Source organism: Salmonella sp. A1325 (assembly GCF_056991255.1).
Window position 1 is genome coordinate 467,207 of record NZ_JAMLWO010000001.1, and the last position, 24,654, is coordinate 491,860.

The following is a 24,654-nucleotide window of genomic DNA, read 5'->3' on the forward strand; positions in this document are numbered from 1 at the left end:
TGCTTAAAACAAGATTTTTGCATCTTTAGGGCGCAAGACGGTCGATTTTCCATGCGCCGTCGTCGCGTTGGTATAAAAAGCGATCGTGCAGACGATGTTCGCCGCCCTGCCAGAACTCCATCTGTTCGATACTCACGCGAAAACCGCCCCAGAAGCTGGGTAACGGCACTTCGCCCTGTTGAAACTTCTGCTTGAGCTCCAGGAATTTGCTTTCGAGGATACCGCGCGCGGAAATGCGGCTGGATTGTTTAGAGACCCATGCGCCGATCTGGCTGTCGCGCGGACGGCTGTGGAAATACCTCACCACCTCAAGTGTGGAGAGACGCTCGGCTTTGCCTGTCACCATCACCTGGCGTTCAAGCATATGCCAGGGAAATAACAGGCTGATACGCGGATTGTGCTCAATCTGATGCGCCTTGCGGCTTCCCAGGTTGGTATAAAAGACCAGGCCTTTTTCATCATAATGCTTGAGCAACACAATACGCTGGTACGGTTGCCCCTTGTCATCTACGGTCGCCACGACCATTGCCGTCGGATCGGCCAGTCTGGCGTCGCACGCTTGCCCAAGCCAGCGCTCGAATAAGGTTAACGGTTCAGCGGGTAAATCGCGGCGACGCAAGCCGCCTTTCGTGTATTCACGGCGCAGATGCGCGATCTGCTGCAATTGGTCGTTATCAGACATGGCGTTGATCAGAAATAAACAGTGGGTGGCGCTATTGTGCGCCCCCATACTGAAAATCTCAACGCTTCGGATTTTGTAACTGACAGTTATTAAGCACAATTCTGTCTCGTTTATAGACCGTGGCGCTCTCGCCTTGCGACCAGAAAACATAAATCCCGTCGGTATAACGCGCGCCCGAGGCCGAGATTCCTTGCTTCAGGGTCAGCAGCTTATTGTCATAAACAAAACTGACCTCTTCACGCGGGTTATTGACTTTAACGGTAAGCGGCTTCTCATCACACTGGTATTCCAGCGTATCCGTTTGCATACGTTCAACAAATTGTTGATAAACGCTACAGCCGGTCAGCAGCACAGGTAAACACATTATTGCGATCTTTTTCATAGGCATATCCCGAAAGCTCTCCTGCTTCTGGAAGGGCAAACGCCCCTTCCTGACCTTGCTAGTTTACCGATATAGAGTCCGGGAAAAATTCAGTTAACTCTGAGTTATTGGGTTAGCCGGGTAAATAGCGCCTAAAACACTGGCTTCTGTAGCCCCCGTCACGGAAGGTAAATTTCCCGGCAGGCCCGCGAGCGTTCGCCAGGCAAGCCATGCAAAGGCCAGCGCTTCCATATCATCGCCGCTAATCCCCGCCTTATCGGTGGTCGAAACCTCGATACCGGGCAACAGCGCCGCCAGACGGGCCATCACTAACGGATTCCGGCTTCCGCCGCCACAGACCATCAGCCGCTCGCAGCCGCCATTGAGCAGCACCTGTTGGGCGATGGAGACCGCCGTCAGCTCAGCCAGCGTGGCCTGTACATCGCGCGCGTCTGCGCCAGGGAAAGCCGTAAGATGACGTTCTAACCAGCCATAGTTGAAATATTCGCGTCCTGTACTTTTGGGCGCCGACGCAGCAAAGTACGGATCGCGCAACATCTTTTGCAGCAAGGGAAGAATAACCTGACCTTCTTTCGCCCATGCCGCGTCTTTGTCGTAGGGCTGCGCGCATTGTCGCCAAATCCACGCATCCATCAACATATTACCCGGCCCCGTGTCGTACCCGCGCACCGCCTGCCCGGGGAAAAGCAGAGATAAATTGGCGATGCCGCCGATATTCAGGACCATACGTTTTTCCGTCGGATGTCCCAACAGCGCGTGATGGAAAGCGGGCACCAGCGGCGCGCCTTGTCCGCCCAGCGCAATATCCCGCCGCCGAAAATCGCCGACCACTGTAATCCCCGTATGGGCGACGATGTGATTATTATCGCCAATTTGCAGCGTATGCGGGGCCTCGCCGGTCGGCTCATGCCAGACCGTTTGCCCATGACAACCAATGGCGACGATATCCCGCGGCTGCAAACGTTGTTGCGCTAACAGCGCATTAACCGCCTGTGCAAAAAGTCGGCCTAACTGGGTATCCAGCTGGCCGAGTTGCGAGAGCGTAAGCGGCTGTCCCTGGCAAATATCGAGAATGCCTTTTTTCAGATGAACGGGAATGGGCCAGGTGAGACTTGCCTGTTGCGCTACCATTGTTTCATCAATTGCCGCCAGTACAACATCCACGCCATCAAGGCTGGTCCCGGACATAACGCCAATAAAACGGCCCGATTTCATACCTCTTCCTTATTAAGCTGGGTTAAGCCTTAACACTCGGCATAACGTATTTTGCAATGCGATGCCCGCGTCACGTTTTTTGCCGTGCCGTCCACGGATATCAATGACCTATCTTTTCTTGCTTCCCACTTCGTTTAAGATTAGTTAATTAACTTCTGATTATGATTTTTACATTCTTTTGGCAGAAGATATGACCTTAACTGCATAAATGCCATATAATTTAGCTATAGGGATGCTGAAATAGCGTTTCGTGAAGAACAGGAGATGGGTAAATGATTAAACGTGTACTGGCCGTTTCACTGATGGGGTTATCCTTAGCGGGGTGTGTTAACAATGATAGCCTTTCGGGTGATGTTTATACCGCATCCGAGGCTAAACAAGTTCAGAATGTAACGTACGGTACTATCGTTAACGTTCGTCCGGTTCAAATTCAGGGCGGTGATGATTCTAACGTGATTGGCGCTATCGGCGGCGCGGTGTTGGGCGGATTCCTCGGCAACACTATCGGCGGTGGTACGGGTCGTTCACTGGCGACCGCGGCAGGCGCGGTGGCTGGCGGCGTAGCGGGCCAGGGCGTCCAGAGCGCAATGAATAAAACCCAGGGTGTGGAACTGGAAATTCGTAAAGACGATGGCAACACCATTATGGTTGTGCAGAAACAAGGAAATACGCGTTTCTCGGCAGGTCAGCGTGTCGTGCTGGCCAGCAATGGCAGCCAGGTTACTGTCTCTCCACGCTAAACCAGGCTTTACGTGTGGTCACATGGCCACACGTATGCCCCTGCACCTCAATCGTGAGAGTGCAATTCCATAATGTTGTGTTCAAGTTTGGCGATAAGTTTAATCAGAAGCTCAATCTCCTCTGAAGAAATCCCAGCCAAAATTTCACCGCGCGTTTTATGAATGACCGCTTCCATCTCAGCGATCAGCGGCTCCGCTTTTTCGGTCAGTTTAATGCGCTTAGCGCGACGATCGCTGGCGCAGGTTTGCCGCGAAATTAGCCCCTTATCTTCAAGTTGATCCAACGTGCGTACCAGCGATGGCTGCTCAATGCCTATCGCTTTAGCCAATTGAATCTGCGACTGGTCAGGCGGCAATTGATGAATATTGTGCAACGTGACCCAATGTGTCTGCGTCAATTCCAGAGGCTTGAGGCGATGGTCAATCAGAGCACGCCAAATGCGCACCAACCGTGCCAGATCAGAACCTAGTGGCGATTCCAATTTCATCTCCTTATAATTAGCTTGCTAAGTTATTATGCTGATTTTAGAATAGTGTGCAGTATTTGTATTCTCAAAACAAATGTATTGCTAAATTTGCTTACCAATAGACATTTTTTCAGACATAGTGCGCACCTGGCACCTGTAGCTTCAGTTTTGGCTAAAACTAAAGCATTGATGTCTGACGCAAAGGAACATTGCTTGTGAAGTGTATACTCAACGCCACAGGATTGCCCTTACAAGATCTCATGTTGGGAGCATCTGTTTACTTTCCGCCATTCTTTAAAGCCTTTGCGCTTGGGTTCGTTATCTGGTTGTTTATTCACCGACTCCTGCGTGACCGGATATACTCTGATGAAATCTGGCATCCCCTGTTAATGGATCTCTCCCTCTTTACGCTTTGCGTATGTCTGGGCCTCGTTTTACTGATCGCGTGGTAAATATGTCGTTAAAAACAATAAAATATTTTTCTACTCTCATTGTCGCCGTTGTCGCCGTTCTGGCCGCGTGGTGGTTATGGAATTACTATATGCAATCGCCATGGACGCGCGATGGTAAAATCCGCGCGGAACAGGTCAGCGTAACGCCGCAGGTTTCTGGCAGCATTACCCAACTCAATATCAAAGATAATCAGTTCGTCAACGCCGGGGACGTTCTCTTTGTCATTGATAAAACGCCCTTCCATATTGCAGAACTTAACGCGCAGGCGCAGTTGGCCAAAGCGCAGTCCGATCTGGCAAAAGCGAATAATGAAGCCGATCGACGTCGACATTTATCGCGTAACTACATCTCTGCTGAAGATCTGGATAGCGCCAATCTGAATGTTAAAGCGATGCAGGCCAACGTAGATGTCGCACTGGCAACGTTAAAACAGGCGCAGTGGCAGCTTAGCCAGACGGAAGTAAAAGCGCCGGTATCCGGCTGGGTGACCAACCTTTCCACACGTACCGGTGATTATGCCAGTACCGGTAAGCCGCTTTTCGCCCTGGTAGATAGCCATTCATTTTATGTAATGGGATATTTCGAAGAAACCAAACTACGCCATATCCGCGAAGGTGAGCCTGCATTAATAACACTGTATAGTGGCAATATTAAGTTACAGGGTCACGTTGGCAGCATCGGGCGCGCTATTTACGACCAAAGCGTGGAAAGCGACTCCGGTTTAGTGCCCGATATCAAACCCAACGTACCGTGGGTACGTCTGGCGCAACGCGTACCGGTACGTATCGAATTTGACGCTTTGCCGCAGGATATCACGCTCGTCTCCGGCACTACCTGCAGCGTAGCCATTGGACAGCGGTAATGAAACTCTCCCTGCCGGCCCTGCGAAATACGCCCTGGTTTAAAGCGACCTCCGGCCAGTGGCGTTACGCGTTGCGCAATACCATTGCTATGTGTCTCGCGCTGACATTCGCTTATTATCTCAATCTGGATGAGCCCTACTGGGCGATGACTTCGGCCGCAGTGGTGAGCTTTCCGACCGTAGGCGGCGTAATCAGTAAAAGTCTGGGGCGTATTGCCGGGAGTTTACTCGGCGCGACCGCCGCGTTGATTATTGCCGGCCATACGCTGAATGAACCCTGGTTGTTCTTATTTAGCATGGCTGCCTGGATCGGTTTTTGTACCTGGGCCTGCGCGCATTTTACCAATAATGCCGCTTATGCTTTCCAGTTGTCCGGCTACACGGCGGCAATCATCGCGTTCCCGATGGTTAATATTGTAGAAATCACGCAGTTGTGGGATATCGCCCAGGCACGTGTATGTGAAGTTATCGTCGGCATCCTCTGTGGCGGCATGATGATGATGATCCTACCCAGCACATCGGATGGCACTGCCCTGCTCACCGCGTTGAAAAACATGCATGCGCGCTTGCTGGAACATGCCAGTCTACTTTGGCAGCCGGAGACTACCGACGCCATCCGCTCCGCGCATGAGGGCGTCATTGGGCAAATCCTGACCATGAACCTGCTGCGTATTCAGGCCTTCTGGAGTCATTACCGTTTTCGCCGCCAGAATGCATTGCTAAATGCATTGCTACACCAGCAATTACGGCTAACCAGCGTGATCTCCAGTCTGCGTAGAATGCTTTTAAACTGGCCGACGCCACCGGAAAACAGCCGCGAAGTCATTGAACAACTCTTAGCTGAGTTGGCGAAACCGCGCGCGGACAGCTACACCGTGGCGCGGATTATTGCGCCGCTACGCCCGCAGGATGAACAGGATTATCGTCACCTCGCGTTCTGGCAGCGATTACGCTATTTTTGCCACTTATATCTGCGCAGCAGCCGTCAGTTATATCTGATTGAAAGCGGCGCGCCGGTGGATCAAATCCATATCCGCCGCACTCCCGGCCTTGCGCGGCATACGGATAACGCAGAGGCCATCTGGAGCGGTGTGCGTACCTTTTGTACGCTCACGGTGATTGGCGCCTGGAGTATTGGCGCTCAATGGGAATCAGGACCCGGCGCATTAACCCTGGCGGCGATCAGTTGCGTTCTCTACTCCATCGTCGCCACGCCGTTTAAGTCGCTCACCTTATTGATGCGTACTTTAGTGCTGCTGTCCTTATTCAGCTTCGTGGTGAAATTTGGCCTGATGGTGCAAATCACCGATCTGTGGCAATTCTTACTTTTCCTTTTTCCGCTGTTCGTCACGATGCAACTGCTTAAACTGCAGATGCCTAAGCTGGCGGGACTGTGGGGGCAGCTTATCGTTTTTATGGGCTCATTCATCGCCGTGACCAATCCGCCGGTGTACGACTTCGCCGACTTCCTTAACGATAATACCGCCAAGATCGTCGGCGTCGCGATTTCCTGGCTGGCGTTTGCGATTTTACGCCCCGGTTCCGATGCCGTAAAAAGCCGCCGCCATATCCGCGCGCTACGCCGGGATTTCGTCGATCAGCTTAGCCGTCACCCTTCCCATAGCGAAAGCGAGTTTGAATCGCTGACCTATCATCACGTCAGTCAGCTCAGCAATAGCCAGGATGCGCTGGCGCGCCGGTGGTTATTACGTTGGGGAGTGGTACTGCTGAACTGCTCGCATGTGGTGTGGCAGCTGCGCGCCTGGGAGTCGCGTTCCGATCCGCTTTCCCGGGTGCGGGATATTTGTATATCCCTGCTGCGCGATGTGATGAGCGAGCGCGGCGTGCAGCAACGCCCGCTTGCCGTCACGCTACAGGAATTACAGCGTATCTGCGACACGCTCGCACATCATCATCAGCCCGCCGCGCATGAACTGGCGGCGATTATCTGGCGTTTACACTGTTCGCTGTCGCAGCTGGAACAGGCTCCAGCGCAGGGAACGCTGTCTCCGGGTTATTTAATGACGCCGCAGGCGTAACGCATTCCGCCGCCGCCGAGCGGTTTCGGCTGATCGGACATGTTATCGCCGCCCACATGGATCATGAGCGCTTTATCTTTCACTTCATCAAGAGACTTCAGACGCGGCGCAATAACCGGTTCGGTGGCGATACCATCATTATTAACGACTAACACCGGGAGGTCGCCCAGATGCCCCTGGCCTTCCGGTCCTTCATGCTTGCCGGTATTTTGTGGGTCCAGATGACCACCAGCGGCTTCTGCGGCAACCGCTTTGCCGTCTTTAATCGCGGGCTGGCAGCTATCTTTGGCATGAATGTGAAAACCATGCTCGCCCGGCGGTAACGCTTTAAGGTGTGGGGTAAATTTTAAGCCGCCTTCGGTTTCATCGATGACGACGGTGCCGATAGACTGTCCTACGCCTTGCGCCGTCACCAGATTCATCTCTACTTTCTCGCTGGCGGCCTGCGCCCCCGCACAGGCCAGCAGCGTCACCATCGCTAAACTTAATCGCTTCATAAAACCTCCGTTACATGTGGTCGCCTGTTAAGTGTAAACCACTGGCGAAAACATGAACGGAAAGTCAACGAGTTGGCGATTACGGCACGTCATAACCCAGTGCCGCCTTGCGGATTCGGAACCACTGTTGACGCGACAATGACAGCGTTTCCGCTTCTAGTGCGGCGCGTACGCGTTCGATTTTACCCGAGCCAATAATCGGCAGCGGCTGCGACGGCAAACGTAAAATCCAGGCATAGACCACCTGTTCAATAGAACTGGCGTTGAGTTCTTGCGCGATAACGGAAAGTTCCTGGCGCAACGGCTGATAAGCCTCATCATTAAACAGCCGACCGCCGCCAAGACATGACCAGGCCATCGGACGAATACGCAGTTGCTGTAATTGATCTAATGTGCCGTCCAGCAACAAAGGCTGATGAACCGGCGAGATCTCCACCTGATTGGTCGCCAGGGTGAACGGCAGGCGCGATTGCAGCAACGTAAATTGCGCTGGTGTAAAATTAGAAACGCCAAAATGGCGTACTTTGCCGCTTTGGTGCAGATGTTGAAACGCCTCGGCGACGTCATCCGCATCCATTAACGGATCGGGACGGTGAATTAACAACATATCCAGATAATCTGTCGCTAGATTTTTTAATGACTGTTCGGCGCTCAGAATAATATGCCGGCGATCGGTAATATAATGACCGAGCCTATTTTCCGCTCTGGCGGTGGTCGCAATACCGCATTTGGTAACGATTTGCAGTTTTTCCCGCAAATGCGGCGCCAGCGTTAGCGCCTCGCCAAACGCCGCTTCGCACTGATAACCGCCATAAATGTCCGCATGGTCAACGGTAGTGACGCCCAAATCCAGATGTTCTTCGATAAAACTCACTAACTGACGCGCGGACATATTCCAGTCCATCAGACGCCAGTAACCCATGACAAAACGCGAAAACTCCGGGCCTTGTGGAGCGATGGTGACACGCTGAACCATAACAGATTCCTCATAGAGAATAATGAGGTTGAGTATACGCAATTCCGCGTTTAAAAGAGTGAAGGTTGTTGAGGATCTTCCGATGGGAGAGGCTTGTTTGCGCGTATTTTACGCAAGAAACGCTGGCGACAAAGCCGCAGTACATTTTGTTTCTCGGCATCGCTCATTTTTTGCCAGTTAAACCGTTCGTCGCGGCTGCGCATACAGCCCCGACAAAAGCCACGCTCATCAGACTGACAGATACCGCGACATGGGCTTGCTACAGGAAAAAACTCCAACTGCTCGGCCACATCCCCTCCTCAACGTTTGGCGCTTATGACTATTGAAGACGCTAACTGACATTATGGCAACTCTGCTTGCAGTAGACCGACTGGTCTACTATACTACCTGCTATGAATAAGCAAACCGAACACGATACCCGCGAACATCTGCTGGCCACCGGCGAGCAGCTTTGTATGCAGCGGGGTTTTACCGGCATGGGGCTTAGCGAGTTGCTCAAAACCGCCCAGGTGCCTAAAGGGTCGTTTTATCACTACTTTCGCTCGAAAGAAGCCTTCGGCGTCGCCATGCTTGAGCGACATTATGCCTGCTATCATCAGCGTCTTACGGCGCACTTCACCTCCGGTCCCGGTAATCATCGCGATCGTCTTCTCGCCTGGTATCAGGAAACGTTAAAGCAGTTTTGCCAGCAAGGCGCCATCAGCGGTTGCCTGACAGTGAAACTGTCAGCGGAGGTCTGCGATCTGTCGGAGGATATGCGCTCTACGATGGATAAAGGGGCGCAGGAGATCATGGCACTGCTTGCACGCGCGCTGGAAGATGGCCGTAATAGCCACTGTTTACATTTCACCGGCCAGCCGTTGCCACAGGCGCAGGTACTTTATGCCCTGTGGCTGGGCGCCAATTTGCAGGCCAAAATATCCCGTAGCGCCGCGCCGCTGGAAAATGCGTTGGCGCATGTTAAGACCATCATTGCAACGCCTGAGCAGTAACAGGCGTTTTTATTTCCTTTATTACAAGACGACCGGTCTACTTATATCAGGAGCCACTATGTCATCAGCAAAATTGTTTACCCCCCTCAAGGTGGGTGCCATCACGGCGACAAATCGCGTATTTATGGCGCCTTTGACGCGTTTGCGGAGTATTGAACCGGGCGACATTCCTACGCCGTTAATGGCGGAATATTACCGTCAACGCGCCAGCGCCGGATTGATCATCAGCGAAGCCACACAAATCTCCGCACAGGCGAAAGGCTATGCCGGCGCACCGGGATTACACAGCGATGAGCAGATCGCCGCCTGGAAAAAAATCACTCAGGGAGTTCATGCTCAGGGCGGCCATATAGCGGTGCAACTGTGGCATACTGGCCGTATTTCGCACGCCAGCCTGCAACCAGGCGGACAAGCGCCCGTCGCGCCATCCGCTATCAATGCGGGAACCCGCACCTCTTTGCGTGACGAAAACGGCCAGGCCATCCGCGTAGAGACTTCCACGCCGCGCGCGCTGGATACTCACGAGATTCCAGGGATCGTCAACGATTTCCGCCAGGCTATTGCCAATGCCCGAGAGGCAGGCTTCGATCTGGTGGAGCTGCACTCCGCGCACGGTTATCTGCTGCACCAGTTCCTCTCACCGTCTTCTAATCACCGTAGCGATCAGTACGGCGGCAGCGTAGAGAATCGCGCCCGTCTGGTGCTGGAGGTGGTTGATGCAGGCATTAAGGAATGGGGCGCGGACCGTATCGGCATCCGCCTTTCTCCTGTCGGCACTTTCCAGAATGTCGATAACGGCCCGAATGAAGAGGCTGACGCCCTTTATCTGATTGAAGCGTTAGGCAAACGCGGCATTGCTTATCTGCATATGTCTGAACCAGACTGGGCGGGCGGCGAACCGTACAGCGACGCGTTCCGTGAAAAAGTGCGCGCGTGTTTCCACGGTCCCATCATCGGCGCTGGCGCCTATACGCCAGAAAAAGCGGAAGATCTGATCGAAAAAGGGTTGATTGACGCCGTGGCGTTTGGTCGCGATTACATCGCTAACCCGGATCTGGTGGCGCGTCTGCAACGTAAAGCGGAACTTAATCCACAGCGTCCCGAAAGTTTTTATGGCGGCGGCGCGGAAGGCTACACTGACTACCCTACTCTGTAATTTCATTGATAGCGGCCGCACATCGCCGCTATACTTTGAATATCTTGACTATTTTAAGGACAACGAAAATGCGTTTATTGCATACTATGCTGCGCGTCGGCGATTTGCAGCGTTCCATCGCTTTTTACACCAACGTTCTGGGCATGAAATTGCTGCGTACCAGTGAGAATCCGGAATACAAATACTCACTGGCCTTTGTGGGATATGGTCCGGAAACGGAAGAAGCGGTTATCGAACTAACCTATAACTGGGGCGTTGAGAGCTACGACATGGGCAATGCGTACGGGCATATCGCGCTGAGCGTTGACAATGCTGCTGAAGCCTGTGAACGCATTCGTCAGAACGGCGGCAACGTGACCCGTGAAGCGGGGCCGGTAAAAGGCGGTTCGACCATCATCGCCTTCGTTGAAGATCCGGATGGCTATAAAATCGAATTGATTGAAGCTAAAGACGCAGGCCGCGGTCTGGGTAACTGATCCCCCGCCGGGCGCAGGTCACTGCGCCCGTTGTTTTACTGCATCCCGGCGTAAAATTTGCCATAATACGCGCTGCATTTTTTCGTATTAAGAGACTCAGATGTCCGATAACGCTCAACTTTCCGGTCTGTGCGACCGTTTTCGTGGTTTTTATCCTGTCGTCATCGACGTTGAAACTGCAGGATTTAACGCTAAAACCGATGCGCTGCTCGAAATCGCCGCCATCACGCTGAAAATGGATGAACAAGGCTGGCTGATGCCGGACATGACGCTGCATTTCCATGTGGAGCCATTCGCTGGAGCCAACTTACAGCCGGAAGCGCTCGCGTTTAACGGTATCGATCCCTCTAACCCGCTACGCGGCGCGGTGAGTGAATATGAGGCGCTACACGCTATTTTCAAAATGGTGCGTAAAGGTATCAAAGAAAGCGGTTGTAGCCGCGCCATTATGGTCGCGCATAACGCCACTTTTGATCACAGTTTTATGATGGCCGCCGCAGAGCGCGCCTCGCTGAAACGTAACCCGTTTCATCCGTTCGTCACCTTTGATACCGCGGCATTGAGCGGACTGGCGCTGGGACAAACGGTGTTATCAAAAGCGTGCCTGGCGGCAGGTATGGAGTTTGACGGCGAAAAGGCCCATTCCGCTTTGTATGATACCGAGCGGACAGCGGTACTGTTTTGTGAAATCGTCAATCGCTGGAAGCGCCTGGGCGGCTGGCCGTTACCTTTGCCGACGGACAAATAACGTGGCTAACGACGCCGCTCTTGCTTACTATGGCAGTAAAAAAGCGACCTTTACAGGTCGCTTTCCCCTTTCACAGATTACTCTGCGTCCGGCTCCTGAGTTTTATATTTTGCCGCAGTTTCTTTAATAAGCTGCTGCAACTCACCACGCTGATACATTTCAATCACAATATCACACCCGCCGACCAGCTCGCCGTCCACCCACAGTTGTGGGAATGTCGGCCAGTTGGCGTATTTCGGTAATTCAGCGCGAATATCCGGGTTTTGCAGGATATCAACATAGGCAAAACGTTCCCCGCAGGCTGAAAGCGCCTGAACGGCCTGCGCAGAGAAACCACAGCTTGGCAGTTTCGGTGAACCTTTCATATACAGGAGAATCGGGTTTTCAGCGATCTGGCGCTGAATTTTTTCGATAGTGGTGCTCATTGTCTCGCTTCCTTAAACTACTTTTACGACCGAAGCCTGTCATTGTAACGGGTCAGGCTGGCAACGGAAAATAACATTTTCATCATGCCTTATTATTTTACCGTCTGCGGGAATAAGTTGTATACAAAATATCTTTTAAGCGGGTTGCCACGCAGTGATTTGTAGATAACGCGTTCGTGTTTAGCATTAATTGCTATTTTTTTTACATCTGTTAACGAAACACAGCTTCAGAAACCAAAAGCAATTACCAATCTGTGCTTTTGTAGATTAGAATTATCAGGTTTTGTAAATCATACGCAGGCATGAATCGCCTGCCTTTAACAGAGGATTGCTCAGTGGCGCGGATAAACAAAATCTCGATCACGCTCTGTGCTTTACTTTTTACTACTCTCCCTTTTACGCCAATGGCCCATGCTTCCAGGCAAGCCAAAGCGACGCCTGCTGTTTCTCATGTCACGAAAACGGCAGATAAAAAGAAAAGCACAACGAAAAAGATCAGTAAGACCAACAAAAAAAACGTAAAAAAAACCTCAAAAACCAGCCGTTCTTCTTCCGCTTCTACGCCAAAACGTACCACCGCCTCCACGAAATCTCGTCATACGACGCATCGTCGTAACAGAACCGCGCCCACGTCAATCGCCGCCCTCGACGTAACGGAAAAATGCACGACGCGTAAAGGCCGTAAGCCGCACTGCGTGAAGGGGAAAGGAACATTGCCGGTCTCTATTGCCGATGCGCATCGTGCAAAAGTACAAAAAGCGACGAAAACCGCGATGTCCAAGCTCATGAATCAGATTGGTAAACCGTATCACTGGGGAGGCGCGTCGCCGCGCACCGGTTTTGATTGCAGCGGTCTGGTGTATTATGCCTATAAAGATTTAGTGAAGATCCGTATCCCCCGAACGGCGAATGAGATGTATCACCTGCGTGACGCGGCGCCCATTGAGCGTAGCGAGTTGAAAAACGGCGATCTGGTGTTCTTCCGTACGCAGGGGCGCGGCACCGCCGATCACGTTGGCGTCTATGTCGGCAACGGTAAGTTTATCCAGTCTCCGCGCAGCGGTCAGGAAATTAAGATCACCTCACTGAACGAAGAGTACTGGCAGCGTCATTATGTCGGCGCCCGTCGGGTGATGACGCCTAAAACAATTCGCTAATATTTTATCCTGTCGTTTAACGACAGGATAACTTCTTCTTTTGCGCCACCTCTCAATTTGCTACCCTATCCTTACGCGCACCAGGGTTATTGTGCGTGCGCAATATTAATAATAAGGAGAGAAGCAATGTCGTTCGAATTACCTGCATTACCGTATGCCAAAGATGCTCTGGCACCGCATATTTCTGCTGAGACGCTGGAATATCACTATGGCAAACATCATCAGACTTACGTGACCAATCTTAACAATTTGATCAAAGGCACGGCGTTTGAAGGCAAATCGCTGGAAGAGATCGTGCGAGCCTCCGAAGGCGGTATCTTTAATAACGCCGCTCAGGTATGGAACCACACCTTCTACTGGAACTGCCTGGCGCCAAACGCTGGCGGCGAACCGACCGGGAAACTGGCTGATGCTATCGCGGCATCTTTTGGCAGCTTCGCGGAATTTAAAGCGCAGTTCACCGATGCCGCTATCAAAAACTTTGGTTCCGGATGGACATGGCTGGTAAAAAGCGCTGATGGCAAACTGGCTATCGTTTCTACCTCAAATGCCGGTACGCCGCTGACTACGGATGCAACGCCGTTGCTGACGGTTGATGTGTGGGAACACGCGTATTACATCGACTACCGCAACGCCCGTCCAAACTATCTGGAGCATTTCTGGGCGCTGGTTAACTGGGAATTTGTTGCGAAAAATCTCGCCGCATAAGTCTGAGTACGCAGAAGGTACGCCTTCTGCGTTTTAGAGAGGGATAGAATAGAGGAGACGCCCACCCTCAGAAGAGAGGAAATCAGTGCAGAGCGGCCGTTAATCCACCTGCGACAATCACGCCCAGAACAATCAGCGTAGTAATCAACGAAAATTTCAGGTCGGTACTCATCAAGTTTTCTCCTTTTTATTCCCACACAAAAAGTGATATAGCGCATTTTTGCACATTCCCGCACAAAAATCTCTCATGTTTTATATTGATAACTGTTTTTAACGCTTCCCCTTTTCCTCAAGATCAGACAAAATTCCAGGCTTACTGAATTAGCGTAACGGCCATTGACCCCTTCCTGACGTTCCGTGTCGTTTTTCCGGCGTGCCGCAACCCTGATGTTGCGATTAGGGTGTGTGTAGGCAAACGTTTACCTGGCGTTTCTCAGGAGCTTAGCGAGGGTCTGGAGTGAAATGTAATGGCAACAATTAAAGATGTAGCGAAACGAGCAAACGTTTCCACTACAACTGTATCACACGTAATCAACAAAACGCGTTTTGTCGCTGAAGAAACGCGTAACGCGGTCTGGGCGGCAATTAAAGAGCTGCACTACTCTCCCAGCGCCGTCGCGCGTAGCCTGAAGGTTAACCATACCAAGTCGATAGGCTTACTGGCGACCAGCAGCGAAGCGGCCTATTTTGCCGAAATTATCGAGGCAGTTGAAAAAAACTGTTTCCAGAAAGGCTATACGCTGATTTTAGGCAACGCCTGGAATAACCTGGAAAAACAGCGCGCCTACCTGTCCATGATGGCGCAAAAGCGCGTGGATGGCCTGCTGGTGATGTGTTCTGAGTATCCAGAACCTCTGCTTTCCATGCTGGAAGAGTATCGCCATATTCCGATGGTGGTGATGGACTGGGGTGAAGCGAAGGCCGATTTTACCGACACGGTGATTGATAACGCCTTTGCAGGCGGCTATATGGCGGGTCGTTATCTGGTTGAGCGCGGCCACCGGGATATTGGCGTTATTCCCGGCCCGCTGGAGCGCAACACCGGCGCGGGCCGGCTCGCAGGCTTTATGAAAGCCATGGAGGAGGCGCTGATCAACGTGCCGGACAACTGGATTGTTCAGGGCGACTTCGAGCCGGAATCCGGTTACCACGCGATGCAGCAAATTTTATCGCAGTCACATCGCCCTACCGCCGTTTTCTGCGGCGGCGATATTATGGCGATGGGCGCGCTTTGCGCGGCTGACGAAATGGGGCTTCGCGTACCGCAGGACGTTTCGGTGATCGGTTATGACAATGTGCGTAACGCCCGTTTCTTCACCCCGGCGCTGACGACGATTCACCAGCCCAAAGACTCTTTAGGCGAAACCGCATTTAATATGCTATTGGATCGCATCGTCAATAAGCGTGAAGAGTCACAGTCTATTGAAGTTCATCCACGCCTGGTTGAGCGTCGCTCGGTCGCTGACGGCCCGTTCCGCGACTATCGGCGTTAATCCCCGCTGTCGGGAGCCTCTTCTGGCTCCCGCAGCCACTCCCGATTCAACGTTTCGCTATCGCCCAAATAGTCCAGCAGCCATGCCAGCGCGGGCGAGGCCTCGTTTTGCTGCCACGTCACGCAACAGGCCGCATCGGGAAACGGATTCTCTAACGTCAGCGCCACCCATTTTCCGCTGTCTATCCACTGTCGGGCAAAATGCGTCGGCACCATTCCCACGCATAGTCCTGCCGACAGGCAGGTTGCCGATGACTCCCAGTCCGGTACGACGACCCTTTTTTGGTTATCCAGCAGCCAGGTAATCCGTTTCGGTAAGGTTCGCGAAGTGTCTTCCCTGACCAGCGACGGCCAGTTGCGCAGGGTATCGTCGCTTAACGGCCCAGGCATTGACGCCAGCGGATGATCGCTTGCCACTACGCAGCTCCAGCTCAGGGTCCCCATATCCCGAAAAGCGTAACGTCCCCCTACCGGAATCGCCTGCGTCGCCCCAATCGCCAGTTCGACACGCCCGTCGGAGAGCGCGTCCCAGACGCCGTTAAACACCTCCTGAAAAACCAGCAGTTCCACATCGTCAAAATGACGATAGAAATCGACGATCATCTGCCGGGTACGTTCAGGTCTGACGATATTGTCCACCGCAATAGCTAACTGCCCGCGCCAGCCATTAGCAATTTGCTGACACTGCTGGCGAGTGATCTGCATTTTTTTGATAACAGAACGCCCTTCTTTTAAAAACCAGACGCCAGCAGGCGTCAGTTCAACATCACGGTGACGTCGTACAAAAAGCGGTACGGCCAGCCACTCCTCTAGCTGACGAACGGTGTAGCTGACTGCTGAAGGCACACGGTGCAGTTCCTGCGCCGCCGCGCTAAAACTGCCATTGCGCGCCACGGCGTCAACCACTTCAAGCGAGTATTCCGACCACATAATTTGCCTACAAAAATTTTGAATTCACTGGACAAATATTAACGTTTCACAACCGTAATTTCACTCCCTACACTCTGCGACAATGTCTGTCTGATAAGAAAGAGAAACAAATATGCAACCTGGAAAAGGTTTTTTAGTCTGGTTAGCCGGTCTTAGCGTGCTGGGATTTCTGGCTACGGACATGTACCTGCCCGCATTTGCCGCCATACAGGCGGATTTACAAACGCCTGCCGCCGCTGTCAGCGCCAGCCTCAGCCTGTTTTTAGCTGGCTTTGCCGTCGCGCAACTCCTCTGGGGACCGCTATCGGATCGTTATGGCCGTAAACCGATTTTACTGCTGGGGTTATCTATCTTTGCGCTCGGAAGTCTGGGGATGCTGTGGGTAGAAAGCGCGGCAGCACTGCTGACGCTGCGCTTTGTGCAGGCCGTCGGCGTTTGTGCGGCAACGGTAATCTGGCAAGCGCTGGTGACCGATTATTATCCTTCGAAAAAAATTAATCGTATCTTCGCCACTATCATGCCTCTGGTGGGATTATCCCCGGCGCTTGCGCCCTTACTGGGAAGCTGGATACTGACGCATTTCTCATGGCAGGCGATTTTCGCCACCCTGTTCGTGATTACGTTGTTGCTGATGTTACCGGCGCTGCGCTTAAAACCATCGGTAAAAGCGCATACCGAGGGACAGGATAAACTCACTTTCGCGACGTTGTTACGCTCTAAAACCTATCGCGGTAATGTGCTGATTTATGCCGCCTGTTCCGCCAGCTTTTTTGCGTGGCTAACAGGGTCCCCGTTTATTCTCAGCGCGATGGGTTACAGCCCGGCAGTGATTGGCCTGAGCTATGTTCCGCAAACCATCGCTTTTCTGATTGGCGGATATGGTTGCCGCGCGGCGCTACAAAAATGGCAGGGCTACCAATTGCTTCCGTGGCTGTTAGGGCTGTATGCGCTGAGCGTTATCGCCACCTGGGGAGCGGGCTTCCTGAATAATGCCTCACTGGTGGAGATACTGATTCCTTTCTGCGTAATGGCGATTGCTAATGGCGCCATCTACCCTATCGTCGTCGCGCAAGCGTTACGCCCTTTCCCTCAAGCCACGGGACGCGCTGCGGCGCTACAAAATACGCTGCAACTGGGGTTATGTTTCCTGGCAAGTCTGGTAGTTTCATGGCTCATCAGCACGCCGCTGCTGACCACCACCAGCGTAATGCTCTCTACCGTTGTTCTGGCGGCGTTAGGTTACAAAATGCAGTCTCATGCAGATTGCGCTGAGACCTGATTTCCCCATGCCAATGTCGCCCACGACAAGTCCCACTAAAGACTTGTTAACTGCCAGTAATTAGCACGCTAACAATTTTCGGTTGAATCATCAAAAATTGCGGCCTATACTGATTCACGGTTGTTTATATTACGATAATTATTAGGCATTAACGGGAACCGGAGCGTTCCCGATTCACCATGGATGGCCTTTTCGGCAAGGGTTCCTCCCTTCCTCTGTTCTACGTCGGATAACTGGCTCACGGAATTGCCCGTGGGATTTCTCACAAAGCCAAAAAAGCGTCTACGCTGTTTTAAGGTTCTGATCACCGTCCAGTGATGGAGAAGCTATGAGTTCATCGTGTATAGAAGAAGTCAGCGTACCGGATGATAACTGGTACCGAATCGCCAACGAATTGTTAAGTCGCGCGGATATTACAATTAATGGTTCCGCCCCGTCTGACATTCGTGTTAAGAATCCCGATTTTTTTAAACGCGTCCTCCAGGAAGGTTCGTTGGGGTTAGGTGAGAGTTACATGGATGGCTGGTGGGAATGCGAGCGTCTGGATATTTTCTTCAGCAAAGTCTTACGTGCCGGTCTTGAAAATCAACTCCCCCACCATGTTAAAGATACGCTCCGTATCCTCGGCGCGCGTCTGATTAATCTACAAAGTAAAAAACGCGCCTGGATTGTCGGCAAGGAACATTACGATCTTGGTAATGACCTTTTTTCCCGTATGCTCGATCCCTATATGCAATATTCTTGCGCCTACTGGAAAGATGCCGATACGCTGGAAGCGGCACAGCAAGCCAAGCTGAAATTAATTTGCGAAAAGCTACAGCTACAACCGGGGATGCGTGTGCTGGATATCGGCTGCGGCTGGGGCGGCCTGTCGCAATATATGGCGACCCATTATGGCGTTAGCGTGGTGGGCGTAACGATCTCCGCTGAACAACAAAAAATGGCGCAGACGCGTTGCGAAGGTCTGGATGTCTCCATTCTCCTGGAAGATTATCGCGACCTTAACGATCAGTTTGACCGAATCGTCTCCGTCGGTATGTTCGAACATGTCGGGCCAAAAAACTACAACACCTATTTTGAAGTTGTTGACAGGAATTTAAAACCGGATGGTCTTTTCCTGCTCCATACTATTGGTTCTAAAAAAACCGATCATAATGTCGATCCGTGGATTAATAAGTATATTTTCCCCAACGGTTGCTTGCCGTCTGTTCGTCAAATCGCCGAGGCCAGCGAATCACACTTTGTAATGGAAGACTGGCATAACTTTGGCGCCGACTATGACACGACTCTGATGGCGTGGCATGAGCGCTTTATCAATGCCTGGCCAGAGATTGCGGGCAATTATAACGAGCGCTTTAAACGTATGTTCAGCTATTATCTCAACGCCTGCGCGGGTGCGTTTCGCGCGCGTGATATCCAGCTTTGGCAGGTGGTATTTACGCGCGGCGTTGAAAACGGTCTGCGCGTTCCTCGCTAATCATCTCCCCCGCATTTCATGCGGGGGAATCTTATTTTCCGTTAGCCAATGTCGGCCTGATTTCTGACCGCATTTTCTCGTGCAGCCAGTACGCGTTCTACGGTATCGACAACCGCCTGCGTTTGCGGATCGATCTCAATATTCACACGCTCACCCAGTTTTTTTCTGCCAAGCGTAGTACGCTCCAGCGTTTCCGGAATGAGATGCACGCAGAAGCGCGTTGGCGTTACCTCGCCGACGGTCAAACTGATGCCGTCGACGCCGATAAAGCCTTTGTACAGGATATACTTCATCAGGGACGCATCCTGCACTTTAAACCACACCTGATGGTTATTTTCGGAGGTCAGGATTTTCGCGATCTCCGCCGTCGTAATAATATGCCCCGACATCAGATGTCCACCGATTTCATCGCTGAATTTGGCGGCGCGCTCTACGTTGACCTCATCACCTACCCTCAACGCGCCCAGATTGGTGATGCGCAACGTTTCTTTCATCAGATCAAAACTTATCTGATTGCCGTTTATTTCAGTCACCGTCAAACAGCATCCGTTATGCGCTACCGACGCCCCCGTCTCCAGCCCCTCCAGCATGTAGTCCGGTAACGTCACCACATGGGTGCGAAAGTTGGGTTTTTCATCAATCGATACCAGTTTCGCGGTACCCTGTACGATCCCCGTAAACATATCTTCAACTCCTGAAATAAATAAAAGCAGAACTGTTCAGCACAATAGCAGGTGGAAAAACAGCTTGCCAGCAATGCGCCGTTAACAACTGTTTTTTCGCTGGAGAAATAGTAATACCCCGCTACAATAGACTGAAATTTCCCCTGCTATTTCTTTTGGCTGCCACTACGGCGGCTTTTTAGTCTTTCATATAACAACAAAATAAAAGGTGAATACGTGCAGAAGTATACCAGTGAAGCGCGTCAGTTATTAGCGTTAGCGATACCGGTGATCCTTGCGCAAGTGGCACAGACCGCAATGGGATTCGTCGATACCGTCATGGCAGGAGGCTATAGCGCTACGGACATGGCTGCCGTCGCTATCGGCACCTCTATCTGGCTTCCCGCCATTTTGTTTGGTCACGGCTTACTGCTGGCCTTGACGCCCGTGATTGCGCAACTCAATGGCTCCGGCCGTCGCGAGCGTATCGCGCATCAGGTTCGACAAGGATTCTGGCTGGCGGGCTTTGTCTCCGTGCTGGTGATGATTGTCCTGTGGAATGCCGGATACATTATCCGCTCCATGCATAATATTGATCCGGCGCTAGCTGATAAAGCCGTGGGTTATCTTCGCGCGCTACTGTGGGGCGCGCCAGGATACCTTTTCTTCCAGGTAGCGCGAAACCAGTGCGAAGGTCTGGCCAAAACCAAACCGGGTATGGTGATGGGATTTTTGGGCCTGCTGGTGAATATTCCGGTGAACTATATTTTTATCTATGGCCATTTTGGTATGCCGGAACTCGGCGGTATCGGCTGCGGCGTTGCAACCGCGGCGGTCTATTGGGTGATGTTTATCGCCATGCTTTCTTACATTAAACACGCGCGTTCAATGCGTGATATTCGTAATGAAACAGGCTTTGGCAAACCCGATAGCGTCGTCATGAAGCGCCTGATTCAACTGGGGTTGCCGATTGCGCTGGCGCTGTTCTTTGAAGTGACGTTGTTTGCGGTCGTTGCGCTGCTGGTTTCGCCATTAGGTATTGTGGATGTTGCGGGTCATCAGATTGCGCTTAACTTTAGCTCGCTGATGTTCGTACTGCCAATGTCGCTGGCTGCGGCGGTAACGATTCGAGTGGGTTATCGTCTGGGCCAGGGCTCAACGCTGGATGCGCAAACCGCAGCGCGCACCGGTTTAGGTGTCGGCATTTGTATGGCTGTGGTTACCGCGATCTTTACCGTTACTCTGCGTAAGCATATTGCTTTGCTCTACAATGACAACCCTGAGGTCGTGGCGCTTGCCGCGCAATTAATGCTGCTCGCTGCGGTTTATCAGATTTCCGACTCTATACAGGTTATCGGCAGCGGTATTCTGCGCGGTTATAAAGATACGCGTTCCATCTTTTTTATCACCTTTACCGCCTACTGGGTGTTAGGTTTACCCAGCGGTTATATCCTGGCGTTAACGGATCTGGTGGTTGATCGTATGGGACCGGCGGGCTTCTGGATGGGGTTCATCATCGGCCTGACCTCGGCGGCGGTGTTAATGATGCTACGGATGCGCTATCTACAACGTCAGCCGTCCGCCATCATTTTGCAGCGCGCTGCGCGATAATACGACGATAGCCGTCGCATGGCGGCTATTTTCTCGACATGTTGCATATTTCCACCGCAATCAGGTGATTTCAGGAAGAAAATTGCGATTTCCCTCTTGCCTCATTGCGGTTGTGACGCTAATATTCGTCCCCGTTGTCACCTACAACGTTGCGTTCATAGCTCAGTTGGTTAGAGCACCACCTTGACATGGTGGGGGTCGTTGGTTCGAGTCCAATTGAACGCACCATCATTTTAATGCGTCTGTAGCTCAGTTGGTTAGAGCACCACCTTGACATGGTGGGGGTCGATGGTTCGAGTCCATTCAGACGCACCAATCCATTATCTTGTGTAATTTTAAAATACGCTATCTGGTGCTTGTGCCAGGCTAAAAGCGATTATTTTCAGTCTCTCACCTTTATCGTCAAGCGCTGCTCTATACTGTATTACCCCTCTTAACCTTCGCAGTGGCCTGAAGAAGCATACCAAAAGCATTTATGGTGTTTCGGTAGAATGCGCATAATCTATCTTCATCACCATACGTAACAAGGCTGCAACGGGTTCAAATAACGTTTCAGGAATTTTATCTCCACGTTCCACTTCAAAAAATAATGAGCGGGCCAGCTCAACATTTTCAACAACGGGGATGCAGTTGCGTTCAGCGATGTTAACAATATAGTTAGCTTGAGCATCACTACCTTTTTCCAGAACGCGTGGTATTGGCATATCGGTGGGATGATAGCCAAGACAAACCGCAATATGCGTTGGATTACGCACTACCGCAACAGATTGTTTAACAGATTGAGCTAAACTCCCACTTTGTATTTCACTCTGCATTTCCCGACGCCGTGTCTTCATTTGAGGATCGCCCTCCAGATCTTTATGCTCCTGTTTTACGTCATCTTTACTCATTTTTAGATCTTTTCTAATCTTATAATATTGAAAAGAATAGTCCAGTATGCCAACGACGATATAAAAAGCCATCACCCCTACCCATAACCATTTTATTAAAGAAGAAACTACAAGCAGGCCACAGGCTAACCCACAGTACGGTAGCGCCCGAAAAGTACTGGCATAATAATAAAAGAAAAAGGCAAAGATAAGAGATAGCATGATAACTTTTAGGCTGGATTTACATAATTCCACTACGCTATGTAAAGAGAATATCTGCTTAAAATTACTTACCGGATTTATATGCTCACTTTTAAAACCAATGGCCTTACTGGCAATAACCACCCCCACCTGAAGAAACACGCTACCCACAGTAGCAACTATTACCCCTGCGCCCAGAAACAGCAGTACAGAAGTCAATGACTCTATCAAAGCATGAGTCAATTGCGTTAATGCATAAGAAAATGGTTTATTTACTAATTGTAATGTGAAAGTTATTGACGCAATCAGTATCAAAATCATCTTTTCAGTAAAGAAATGAAAATACAAATAAAGCGCAATCAGCTGAAATAATGATGTTATTTCAATGCTTTTGACGACCTGCCCTTCCTTACGGCCATCACGTAATTTCTTTTCTGTAGGTTGTTCTGTTTTCTCGCTCATACAGATGGAAACCAGTCTTTTAGATAAATATAAAATTTATCGCTTTCAACCAAATAGTGATGAAGAGCATAAGGGAATGAGATCAGGAGCGTGAGTAGAACCAATATACTTTTGAGCGGCATTGAGAAGAAAAACACATTCAATTGCTGTGCCGACCGATTTAAAAGACCTAAAGCCAGATCGGCTAATACCATACATATTATGGCAGGAAGGGAGAAACTGATGCATAATTGATAAAGCGTTCTCCACTCTGCCTGGATATATTTTAAAAATTGCCGGTCAAATAATAAAGTACGCCCTGGCGGTAAATATTGGTATGACTCATACAGAATGTTTAATATAAACTCCATGCCGCCGCTTATAAAGAAAATAACACACAAAAACTGGCTGAAAAGCAAGCCAAAAAGTGAGGTTTCAGCTTCCATTGTAGAATTGAATATCGTACCCATTGTCGCGCCACGTAAAGTATCAAGCAGAAACCCCGCCATATCAACGGCCCAAAAGGGAACCGCCGCACAAAACCCAATTAAAAAACCAATAATCACCTCTCCGGTGACTAACCCTAACCAACTGTAATCTTTACCAATATGCATAATAATCTTCTGCTGGTAAATGATTGGTAATATCGGAAAGGTAAGTGACATAAGCACGCCATTACGTAAAAGTGCGGCCCCTAAACTGCCACTTTTTAATAGGGGAAGTAATAAAGAAAGGCTCAATGGTCGAATAAAAGCCACAGCCAATGCAATAAGCCACTCATTTAACTGTTGTGTCATTCAACCATGCTCTCCAATTCGTAACATTATCTGCCGGGTATAATTCAACAGGATACCGCTAAGCCATGGGTAGCTGACCATTAAGGTTATTGCAATTGCCAATAATTTAATCATGAACTGTAGCGTTTGGTCCTGTATTTGAGTCAAGGCCTGAACAAGGCTTACGATGACACCAACTACCGATGCCACCAACACCACCGGCATAGACGTAAAAAGGACGATCCATAAAAGTTGCGTTACAAATTGCGTCAATTCAGAATCATTCATGAAAAGCTCTGTACCAATTGCGCCAGTGTCAGATCCCAACCGCCTGCCAGTAAAAATATTAGCAGCTTAAACGGTAATGAAATGGTCATCGGCGACACCATCATCATTCCCATAGCCAGCAGTATATTTGAAATAAGCAGGTCAATAGCCAGAAAGGGAAGATAAATAAGTAATCCAATCCGAAATGCCTGCGTTAACTGACTCACCGTAAATGCCGGAATTAATATGAGCAAAGAATCAGGTTTTATCTTTCTTTTTATGTCTTCAGGCCAGGTTCGTTTTATCAAATTCCGAAAATAATTGGCTTCCTTCTCTTCAGAGTTTTTTTGCAAAAACTGTCGATAAGGCGCTAATGCTTTACTGTCCCACTCAGACGTCCAGAAAGGAGCGCCAGCGACCTGAACCGGATGCCAGCGCTCTTTTACAGCTAATAGCGTCGGCCCCATAATGAATAAGGAAAGTACAAGCGCAAGGCCATACAGTGCGATATTTGGGGGAACTTGTTGAATACCCAGAGCATTTCGTAAAATCGAAAATACCACCGCCAGTTTAAGGAAAGAAGTTCCCATGACGATAATGAGAGGCAGTATTGAAAGCAGAAACAATATACCAATCAGTTGCAAAGGCGAATCGGGTAAAGACATACTGTATCT

General features: G+C 50.7%; 29 protein-coding genes and 2 tRNA genes. 16 read left to right on the plus strand and 15 right to left on the minus strand.

Translation table 11 applies throughout. The features are described 5' to 3' along the window. Positions 1-25 precede the first annotated feature (25 nt). The 3 genes from pdxH to anmK all read right to left on the minus strand — a co-directional run bounded on the left by pdxH (position 26) and on the right by anmK (position 2,279). On the minus strand, positions 26-682 hold the full coding sequence (pdxH, locus tag NAZ64_RS02405; RefSeq protein WP_001282334.1) for a pyridoxamine 5'-phosphate oxidase: 657 nt from the start codon (positions 680-682) through the stop codon (positions 26-28). Between the two features lie 58 nt (positions 683-740). Beyond that, a complete protein-coding gene (mliC, locus tag NAZ64_RS02410; protein ID WP_001132086.1) occupies positions 741-1,070 on the minus strand; it encodes a C-type lysozyme inhibitor in 330 nt (109 codons plus the stop codon). 87 nt (positions 1,071-1,157) lie between these two features. Then, positions 1,158-2,279, minus strand: a complete 1,122-nt coding sequence (gene anmK, locus NAZ64_RS02415; RefSeq protein ID WP_000835021.1) for an anhydro-N-acetylmuramic acid kinase — start codon at positions 2,277-2,279, stop codon at positions 1,158-1,160. Between the two features lie 272 nt (positions 2,280-2,551). Here anmK and slyB point away from each other — a divergent pair, with 272 nt between their 5' ends. Beyond that, on the plus strand, positions 2,552-3,019 hold the full coding sequence (gene slyB / locus NAZ64_RS02420) for an outer membrane lipoprotein SlyB (protein WP_000597179.1): 468 nt from the start codon (positions 2,552-2,554) through the stop codon (positions 3,017-3,019). A 47-nt stretch (positions 3,020-3,066) separates the two neighbouring features. Here the strand turns inward: slyB and slyA are convergent, their stop codons facing one another. After that, positions 3,067-3,507, minus strand: coding sequence for a transcriptional regulator SlyA (gene slyA / locus NAZ64_RS02425; protein WP_000764551.1), 441 nt, complete (start codon positions 3,505-3,507; stop codon positions 3,067-3,069). A gap of 194 nt (positions 3,508-3,701) precedes the next feature. Here slyA and NAZ64_RS02430 point away from each other — a divergent pair, with 194 nt between their 5' ends. The 3 genes from NAZ64_RS02430 to NAZ64_RS02440 are packed head-to-tail and all read left to right on the plus strand — an operon-like array spanning position 3,702 to position 6,840. Beyond that, positions 3,702-3,938, plus strand: a complete 237-nt coding sequence (locus tag NAZ64_RS02430; protein WP_000649755.1) for a DUF1656 domain-containing protein — start codon at positions 3,702-3,704, stop codon at positions 3,936-3,938. Positions 3,939-3,940: 2 nt separating this feature from the next. Then, a complete protein-coding gene (locus NAZ64_RS02435; RefSeq protein WP_001527784.1) occupies positions 3,941-4,801 on the plus strand; it encodes an efflux RND transporter periplasmic adaptor subunit in 861 nt (286 codons plus the stop codon). After that, complete coding sequence (locus NAZ64_RS02440) at positions 4,801-6,840, plus strand: FUSC family protein (protein WP_061377344.1); 2,040 nt, start codon at positions 4,801-4,803, stop codon at positions 6,838-6,840. Before NAZ64_RS02435 ends, NAZ64_RS02440 begins: the two co-directional genes overlap by 1 nt. Here the strand turns inward: NAZ64_RS02440 and sodC2 are convergent. From sodC2 to NAZ64_RS02455, 3 genes are all read right to left on the minus strand, one after another. Then, positions 6,816-7,337 (minus strand): superoxide dismutase [Cu-Zn] SodC2, encoded by a 522-nt coding sequence (gene sodC2, locus NAZ64_RS02445; RefSeq protein WP_115286051.1) that lies wholly within the window; start codon positions 7,335-7,337, stop codon positions 6,816-6,818. The two genes, NAZ64_RS02440 and sodC2, sit on opposite strands and share 25 nt — an antisense overlap. A 79-nt stretch (positions 7,338-7,416) precedes the next feature. After that, positions 7,417-8,313 (minus strand): aldo/keto reductase, encoded by an 897-nt coding sequence (locus NAZ64_RS02450; protein WP_000250721.1) that lies wholly within the window; start codon positions 8,311-8,313, stop codon positions 7,417-7,419. A gap of 50 nt (positions 8,314-8,363) precedes the next feature. Beyond that, entirely contained in the window at positions 8,364-8,603 is a 240-nt protein-coding gene (locus NAZ64_RS02455; protein ID WP_001538148.1) for a DUF1289 domain-containing protein, read from the minus strand. Positions 8,604-8,705: 102 nt separating this feature from the next. Between NAZ64_RS02455 and NAZ64_RS02460 the strand changes: the two genes are divergently transcribed. The 4 genes from NAZ64_RS02460 to rnt all read left to right on the plus strand — a co-directional run bounded on the left by NAZ64_RS02460 (position 8,706) and on the right by rnt (position 11,685). Then, on the plus strand, positions 8,706-9,305 hold the full coding sequence (locus NAZ64_RS02460) for a TetR/AcrR family transcriptional regulator (protein WP_001041823.1): 600 nt from the start codon (positions 8,706-8,708) through the stop codon (positions 9,303-9,305). 58 nt (positions 9,306-9,363) lie between these two features. Further along, positions 9,364-10,461 carry an alkene reductase gene (gene nemA / locus NAZ64_RS02465; RefSeq protein WP_220569219.1) on the plus strand — a complete coding sequence of 366 codons (1,098 nt, stop codon included), beginning with the start codon at positions 9,364-9,366 and terminating at the stop codon, positions 10,459-10,461. Positions 10,462-10,529: 68 nt separating this feature from the next. Beyond that, entirely contained in the window at positions 10,530-10,937 is a 408-nt protein-coding gene (gene gloA, locus NAZ64_RS02470; protein ID WP_001237787.1) for a lactoylglutathione lyase, read from the plus strand. 100 nt (positions 10,938-11,037) lie between these two features. After that, a complete protein-coding gene (rnt, locus tag NAZ64_RS02475; RefSeq protein WP_001282270.1) occupies positions 11,038-11,685 on the plus strand; it encodes a ribonuclease T in 648 nt (215 codons plus the stop codon). Between the two features lie 77 nt (positions 11,686-11,762). Here the strand turns inward: rnt and grxD are convergent, their stop codons facing one another. Further along, entirely contained in the window at positions 11,763-12,110 is a 348-nt protein-coding gene (grxD, locus tag NAZ64_RS02480; RefSeq protein WP_000108176.1) for a monothiol glutaredoxin 4, read from the minus strand. Between the two features lie 335 nt (positions 12,111-12,445). Between grxD and NAZ64_RS02485 the strand changes: the two genes are divergently transcribed. Both NAZ64_RS02485 and sodB read left to right on the plus strand, forming a co-directional pair. Beyond that, entirely contained in the window at positions 12,446-13,267 is an 822-nt protein-coding gene (locus NAZ64_RS02485) for a C40 family peptidase (protein WP_023223549.1), read from the plus strand. Between the two features lie 126 nt (positions 13,268-13,393). Continuing rightward, on the plus strand, positions 13,394-13,975 hold the full coding sequence (gene sodB, locus NAZ64_RS02490; protein WP_000007294.1) for a superoxide dismutase [Fe]: 582 nt from the start codon (positions 13,394-13,396) through the stop codon (positions 13,973-13,975). Between the two features lie 82 nt (positions 13,976-14,057). On the opposite strand, the gene cydH is transcribed toward sodB, so the two are convergent. Continuing rightward, the gene (gene cydH / locus NAZ64_RS02495) at positions 14,058-14,147 is read right to left on the minus strand and encodes a cytochrome bd-I oxidase subunit CydH (protein WP_000102277.1); all 90 of its coding nucleotides are present in this window, start codon (positions 14,145-14,147) and stop codon (positions 14,058-14,060) included. A gap of 295 nt (positions 14,148-14,442) precedes the next feature. Here cydH and purR point away from each other — a divergent pair, with 295 nt between their 5' ends. Then, a complete protein-coding gene (purR, locus tag NAZ64_RS02500; RefSeq protein WP_000190992.1) occupies positions 14,443-15,468 on the plus strand; it encodes an HTH-type transcriptional repressor PurR in 1,026 nt (341 codons plus the stop codon). Here the strand turns inward: purR and punR are convergent. After that, on the minus strand, positions 15,465-16,397 hold the full coding sequence (gene punR / locus NAZ64_RS02505) for a DNA-binding transcriptional activator PunR (RefSeq protein ID WP_000269523.1): 933 nt from the start codon (positions 16,395-16,397) through the stop codon (positions 15,465-15,467). The genes purR and punR overlap by 4 nt on opposite strands. A 112-nt stretch (positions 16,398-16,509) precedes the next feature. On the opposite strand from punR, the gene punC reads away from it, so the two are divergent. Both punC and cfa read left to right on the plus strand, forming a co-directional pair. Continuing rightward, positions 16,510-17,676, plus strand: coding sequence for a purine nucleoside transporter PunC (gene punC, locus NAZ64_RS02510; RefSeq protein WP_076935191.1), 1,167 nt, complete (start codon positions 16,510-16,512; stop codon positions 17,674-17,676). Positions 17,677-18,004: 328 nt separating this feature from the next. Continuing rightward, on the plus strand, positions 18,005-19,153 hold the full coding sequence (cfa, locus tag NAZ64_RS02515; RefSeq protein ID WP_000098879.1) for a cyclopropane fatty acyl phospholipid synthase: 1,149 nt from the start codon (positions 18,005-18,007) through the stop codon (positions 19,151-19,153). Between the two features lie 41 nt (positions 19,154-19,194). Here cfa and NAZ64_RS02520 read toward each other — a convergent pair whose 3' ends face one another. Further along, entirely contained in the window at positions 19,195-19,836 is a 642-nt protein-coding gene (locus NAZ64_RS02520) for a riboflavin synthase (protein ID WP_000493971.1), read from the minus strand. A 216-nt stretch (positions 19,837-20,052) separates the two neighbouring features. On the opposite strand from NAZ64_RS02520, the gene mdtK reads away from it, so the two are divergent. From mdtK to NAZ64_RS02535, 3 genes are all read left to right on the plus strand, one after another. Next, complete coding sequence (mdtK, locus tag NAZ64_RS02525; protein WP_001175081.1) at positions 20,053-21,426, plus strand: multidrug efflux MATE transporter MdtK; 1,374 nt, start codon at positions 20,053-20,055, stop codon at positions 21,424-21,426. Between the two features lie 151 nt (positions 21,427-21,577). After that, a tRNA-Val gene (locus NAZ64_RS02530) sits at positions 21,578-21,654 on the plus strand. A gap of 10 nt (positions 21,655-21,664) precedes the next feature. Further along, a tRNA-Val gene (locus NAZ64_RS02535) sits at positions 21,665-21,741 on the plus strand. 158 nt (positions 21,742-21,899) lie between these two features. Here the strand turns inward: NAZ64_RS02535 and ssaU are convergent. Genes ssaU through ssaR form a run of 4 tightly spaced genes read right to left on the minus strand, consistent with a single transcriptional unit; the run spans position 21,900 to position 24,645 of the window. Further along, the gene (ssaU, locus tag NAZ64_RS02540; protein WP_220569220.1) at positions 21,900-22,958 is read right to left on the minus strand and encodes an SPI-2 type III secretion system apparatus protein SsaU; all 1,059 of its coding nucleotides are present in this window, start codon (positions 22,956-22,958) and stop codon (positions 21,900-21,902) included. Next, positions 22,955-23,734 carry an SPI-2 type III secretion system apparatus protein SsaT gene (ssaT, locus tag NAZ64_RS02545; protein WP_000193733.1) on the minus strand — a complete coding sequence of 260 codons (780 nt, stop codon included), beginning with the start codon at positions 23,732-23,734 and terminating at the stop codon, positions 22,955-22,957. The genes ssaU and ssaT overlap by 4 nt, the downstream gene beginning before the upstream one ends. After that, entirely contained in the window at positions 23,735-24,001 is a 267-nt protein-coding gene (gene ssas / locus NAZ64_RS02550) for an SPI-2 type III secretion system apparatus protein SsaS (protein WP_000999982.1), read from the minus strand. Next, positions 23,998-24,645: an SPI-2 type III secretion system export apparatus protein SsaR gene (ssaR, locus tag NAZ64_RS02555; protein WP_000056367.1), complete on the minus strand. Its 648-nt coding sequence runs from the start codon at positions 24,643-24,645 to the stop codon at positions 23,998-24,000. The genes ssas and ssaR overlap by 4 nt, the downstream gene beginning before the upstream one ends. Between the last annotated feature and the right edge of the window lie 9 nt (positions 24,646-24,654).

Excerpts from the sequence above, each read along its gene's own strand:
- NAZ64_RS02460 (WP_001041823.1), top strand. The coding sequence starts at position 8,706 with ATGAATAAGCAAACCGAACACGATACCCGCGAACATCTGCTGGCCACC.
- ssaU (WP_220569220.1), bottom strand. The coding sequence starts at position 22,958 with ATGAGCGAGAAAACAGAACAACCTACAGAAAAGAAATTACGTGATGGC.
- ssaR (WP_000056367.1), bottom strand. The coding sequence starts at position 24,645 with ATGTCTTTACCCGATTCGCCTTTGCAACTGATTGGTATATTGTTTCTG.
- rnt (WP_001282270.1), top strand. The coding sequence starts at position 11,038 with ATGTCCGATAACGCTCAACTTTCCGGTCTGTGCGACCGTTTTCGTGGT.
- slyA (WP_000764551.1), bottom strand. The coding sequence starts at position 3,507 with ATGAAATTGGAATCGCCACTAGGTTCTGATCTGGCACGGTTGGTGCGC.
- slyB (WP_000597179.1), top strand. The coding sequence starts at position 2,552 with ATGATTAAACGTGTACTGGCCGTTTCACTGATGGGGTTATCCTTAGCG.
- NAZ64_RS02440 (WP_061377344.1), top strand. The coding sequence starts at position 4,801 with ATGAAACTCTCCCTGCCGGCCCTGCGAAATACGCCCTGGTTTAAAGCG.
- cydH (WP_000102277.1), bottom strand. The coding sequence starts at position 14,147 with ATGAGTACCGACCTGAAATTTTCGTTGATTACTACGCTGATTGTTCTG.
- punC (WP_076935191.1), top strand. The coding sequence starts at position 16,510 with ATGCAACCTGGAAAAGGTTTTTTAGTCTGGTTAGCCGGTCTTAGCGTG.
- cfa (WP_000098879.1), top strand. The coding sequence starts at position 18,005 with ATGAGTTCATCGTGTATAGAAGAAGTCAGCGTACCGGATGATAACTGG.
- gloA (WP_001237787.1), top strand. The coding sequence starts at position 10,530 with ATGCGTTTATTGCATACTATGCTGCGCGTCGGCGATTTGCAGCGTTCC.
- anmK (WP_000835021.1), bottom strand. The coding sequence starts at position 2,279 with ATGAAATCGGGCCGTTTTATTGGCGTTATGTCCGGGACCAGCCTTGAT.
- nemA (WP_220569219.1), top strand. The coding sequence starts at position 9,364 with ATGTCATCAGCAAAATTGTTTACCCCCCTCAAGGTGGGTGCCATCACG.
- mliC (WP_001132086.1), bottom strand. The coding sequence starts at position 1,070 with ATGCCTATGAAAAAGATCGCAATAATGTGTTTACCTGTGCTGCTGACC.
- ssaT (WP_000193733.1), bottom strand. The coding sequence starts at position 23,734 with ATGACACAACAGTTAAATGAGTGGCTTATTGCATTGGCTGTGGCTTTT.
- punR (WP_000269523.1), bottom strand. The coding sequence starts at position 16,397 with ATGTGGTCGGAATACTCGCTTGAAGTGGTTGACGCCGTGGCGCGCAAT.
- sodB (WP_000007294.1), top strand. The coding sequence starts at position 13,394 with ATGTCGTTCGAATTACCTGCATTACCGTATGCCAAAGATGCTCTGGCA.
- pdxH (WP_001282334.1), bottom strand. The coding sequence starts at position 682 with ATGTCTGATAACGACCAATTGCAGCAGATCGCGCATCTGCGCCGTGAA.
- sodC2 (WP_115286051.1), bottom strand. The coding sequence starts at position 7,337 with ATGAAGCGATTAAGTTTAGCGATGGTGACGCTGCTGGCCTGTGCGGGG.
- NAZ64_RS02520 (WP_000493971.1), bottom strand. The coding sequence starts at position 19,836 with ATGTTTACGGGGATCGTACAGGGTACCGCGAAACTGGTATCGATTGAT.
- grxD (WP_000108176.1), bottom strand. The coding sequence starts at position 12,110 with ATGAGCACCACTATCGAAAAAATTCAGCGCCAGATCGCTGAAAACCCG.
- NAZ64_RS02450 (WP_000250721.1), bottom strand. The coding sequence starts at position 8,313 with ATGGTTCAGCGTGTCACCATCGCTCCACAAGGCCCGGAGTTTTCGCGT.
- purR (WP_000190992.1), top strand. The coding sequence starts at position 14,443 with ATGGCAACAATTAAAGATGTAGCGAAACGAGCAAACGTTTCCACTACA.
- ssas (WP_000999982.1), bottom strand. The coding sequence starts at position 24,001 with ATGAATGATTCTGAATTGACGCAATTTGTAACGCAACTTTTATGGATC.
- NAZ64_RS02435 (WP_001527784.1), top strand. The coding sequence starts at position 3,941 with ATGTCGTTAAAAACAATAAAATATTTTTCTACTCTCATTGTCGCCGTT.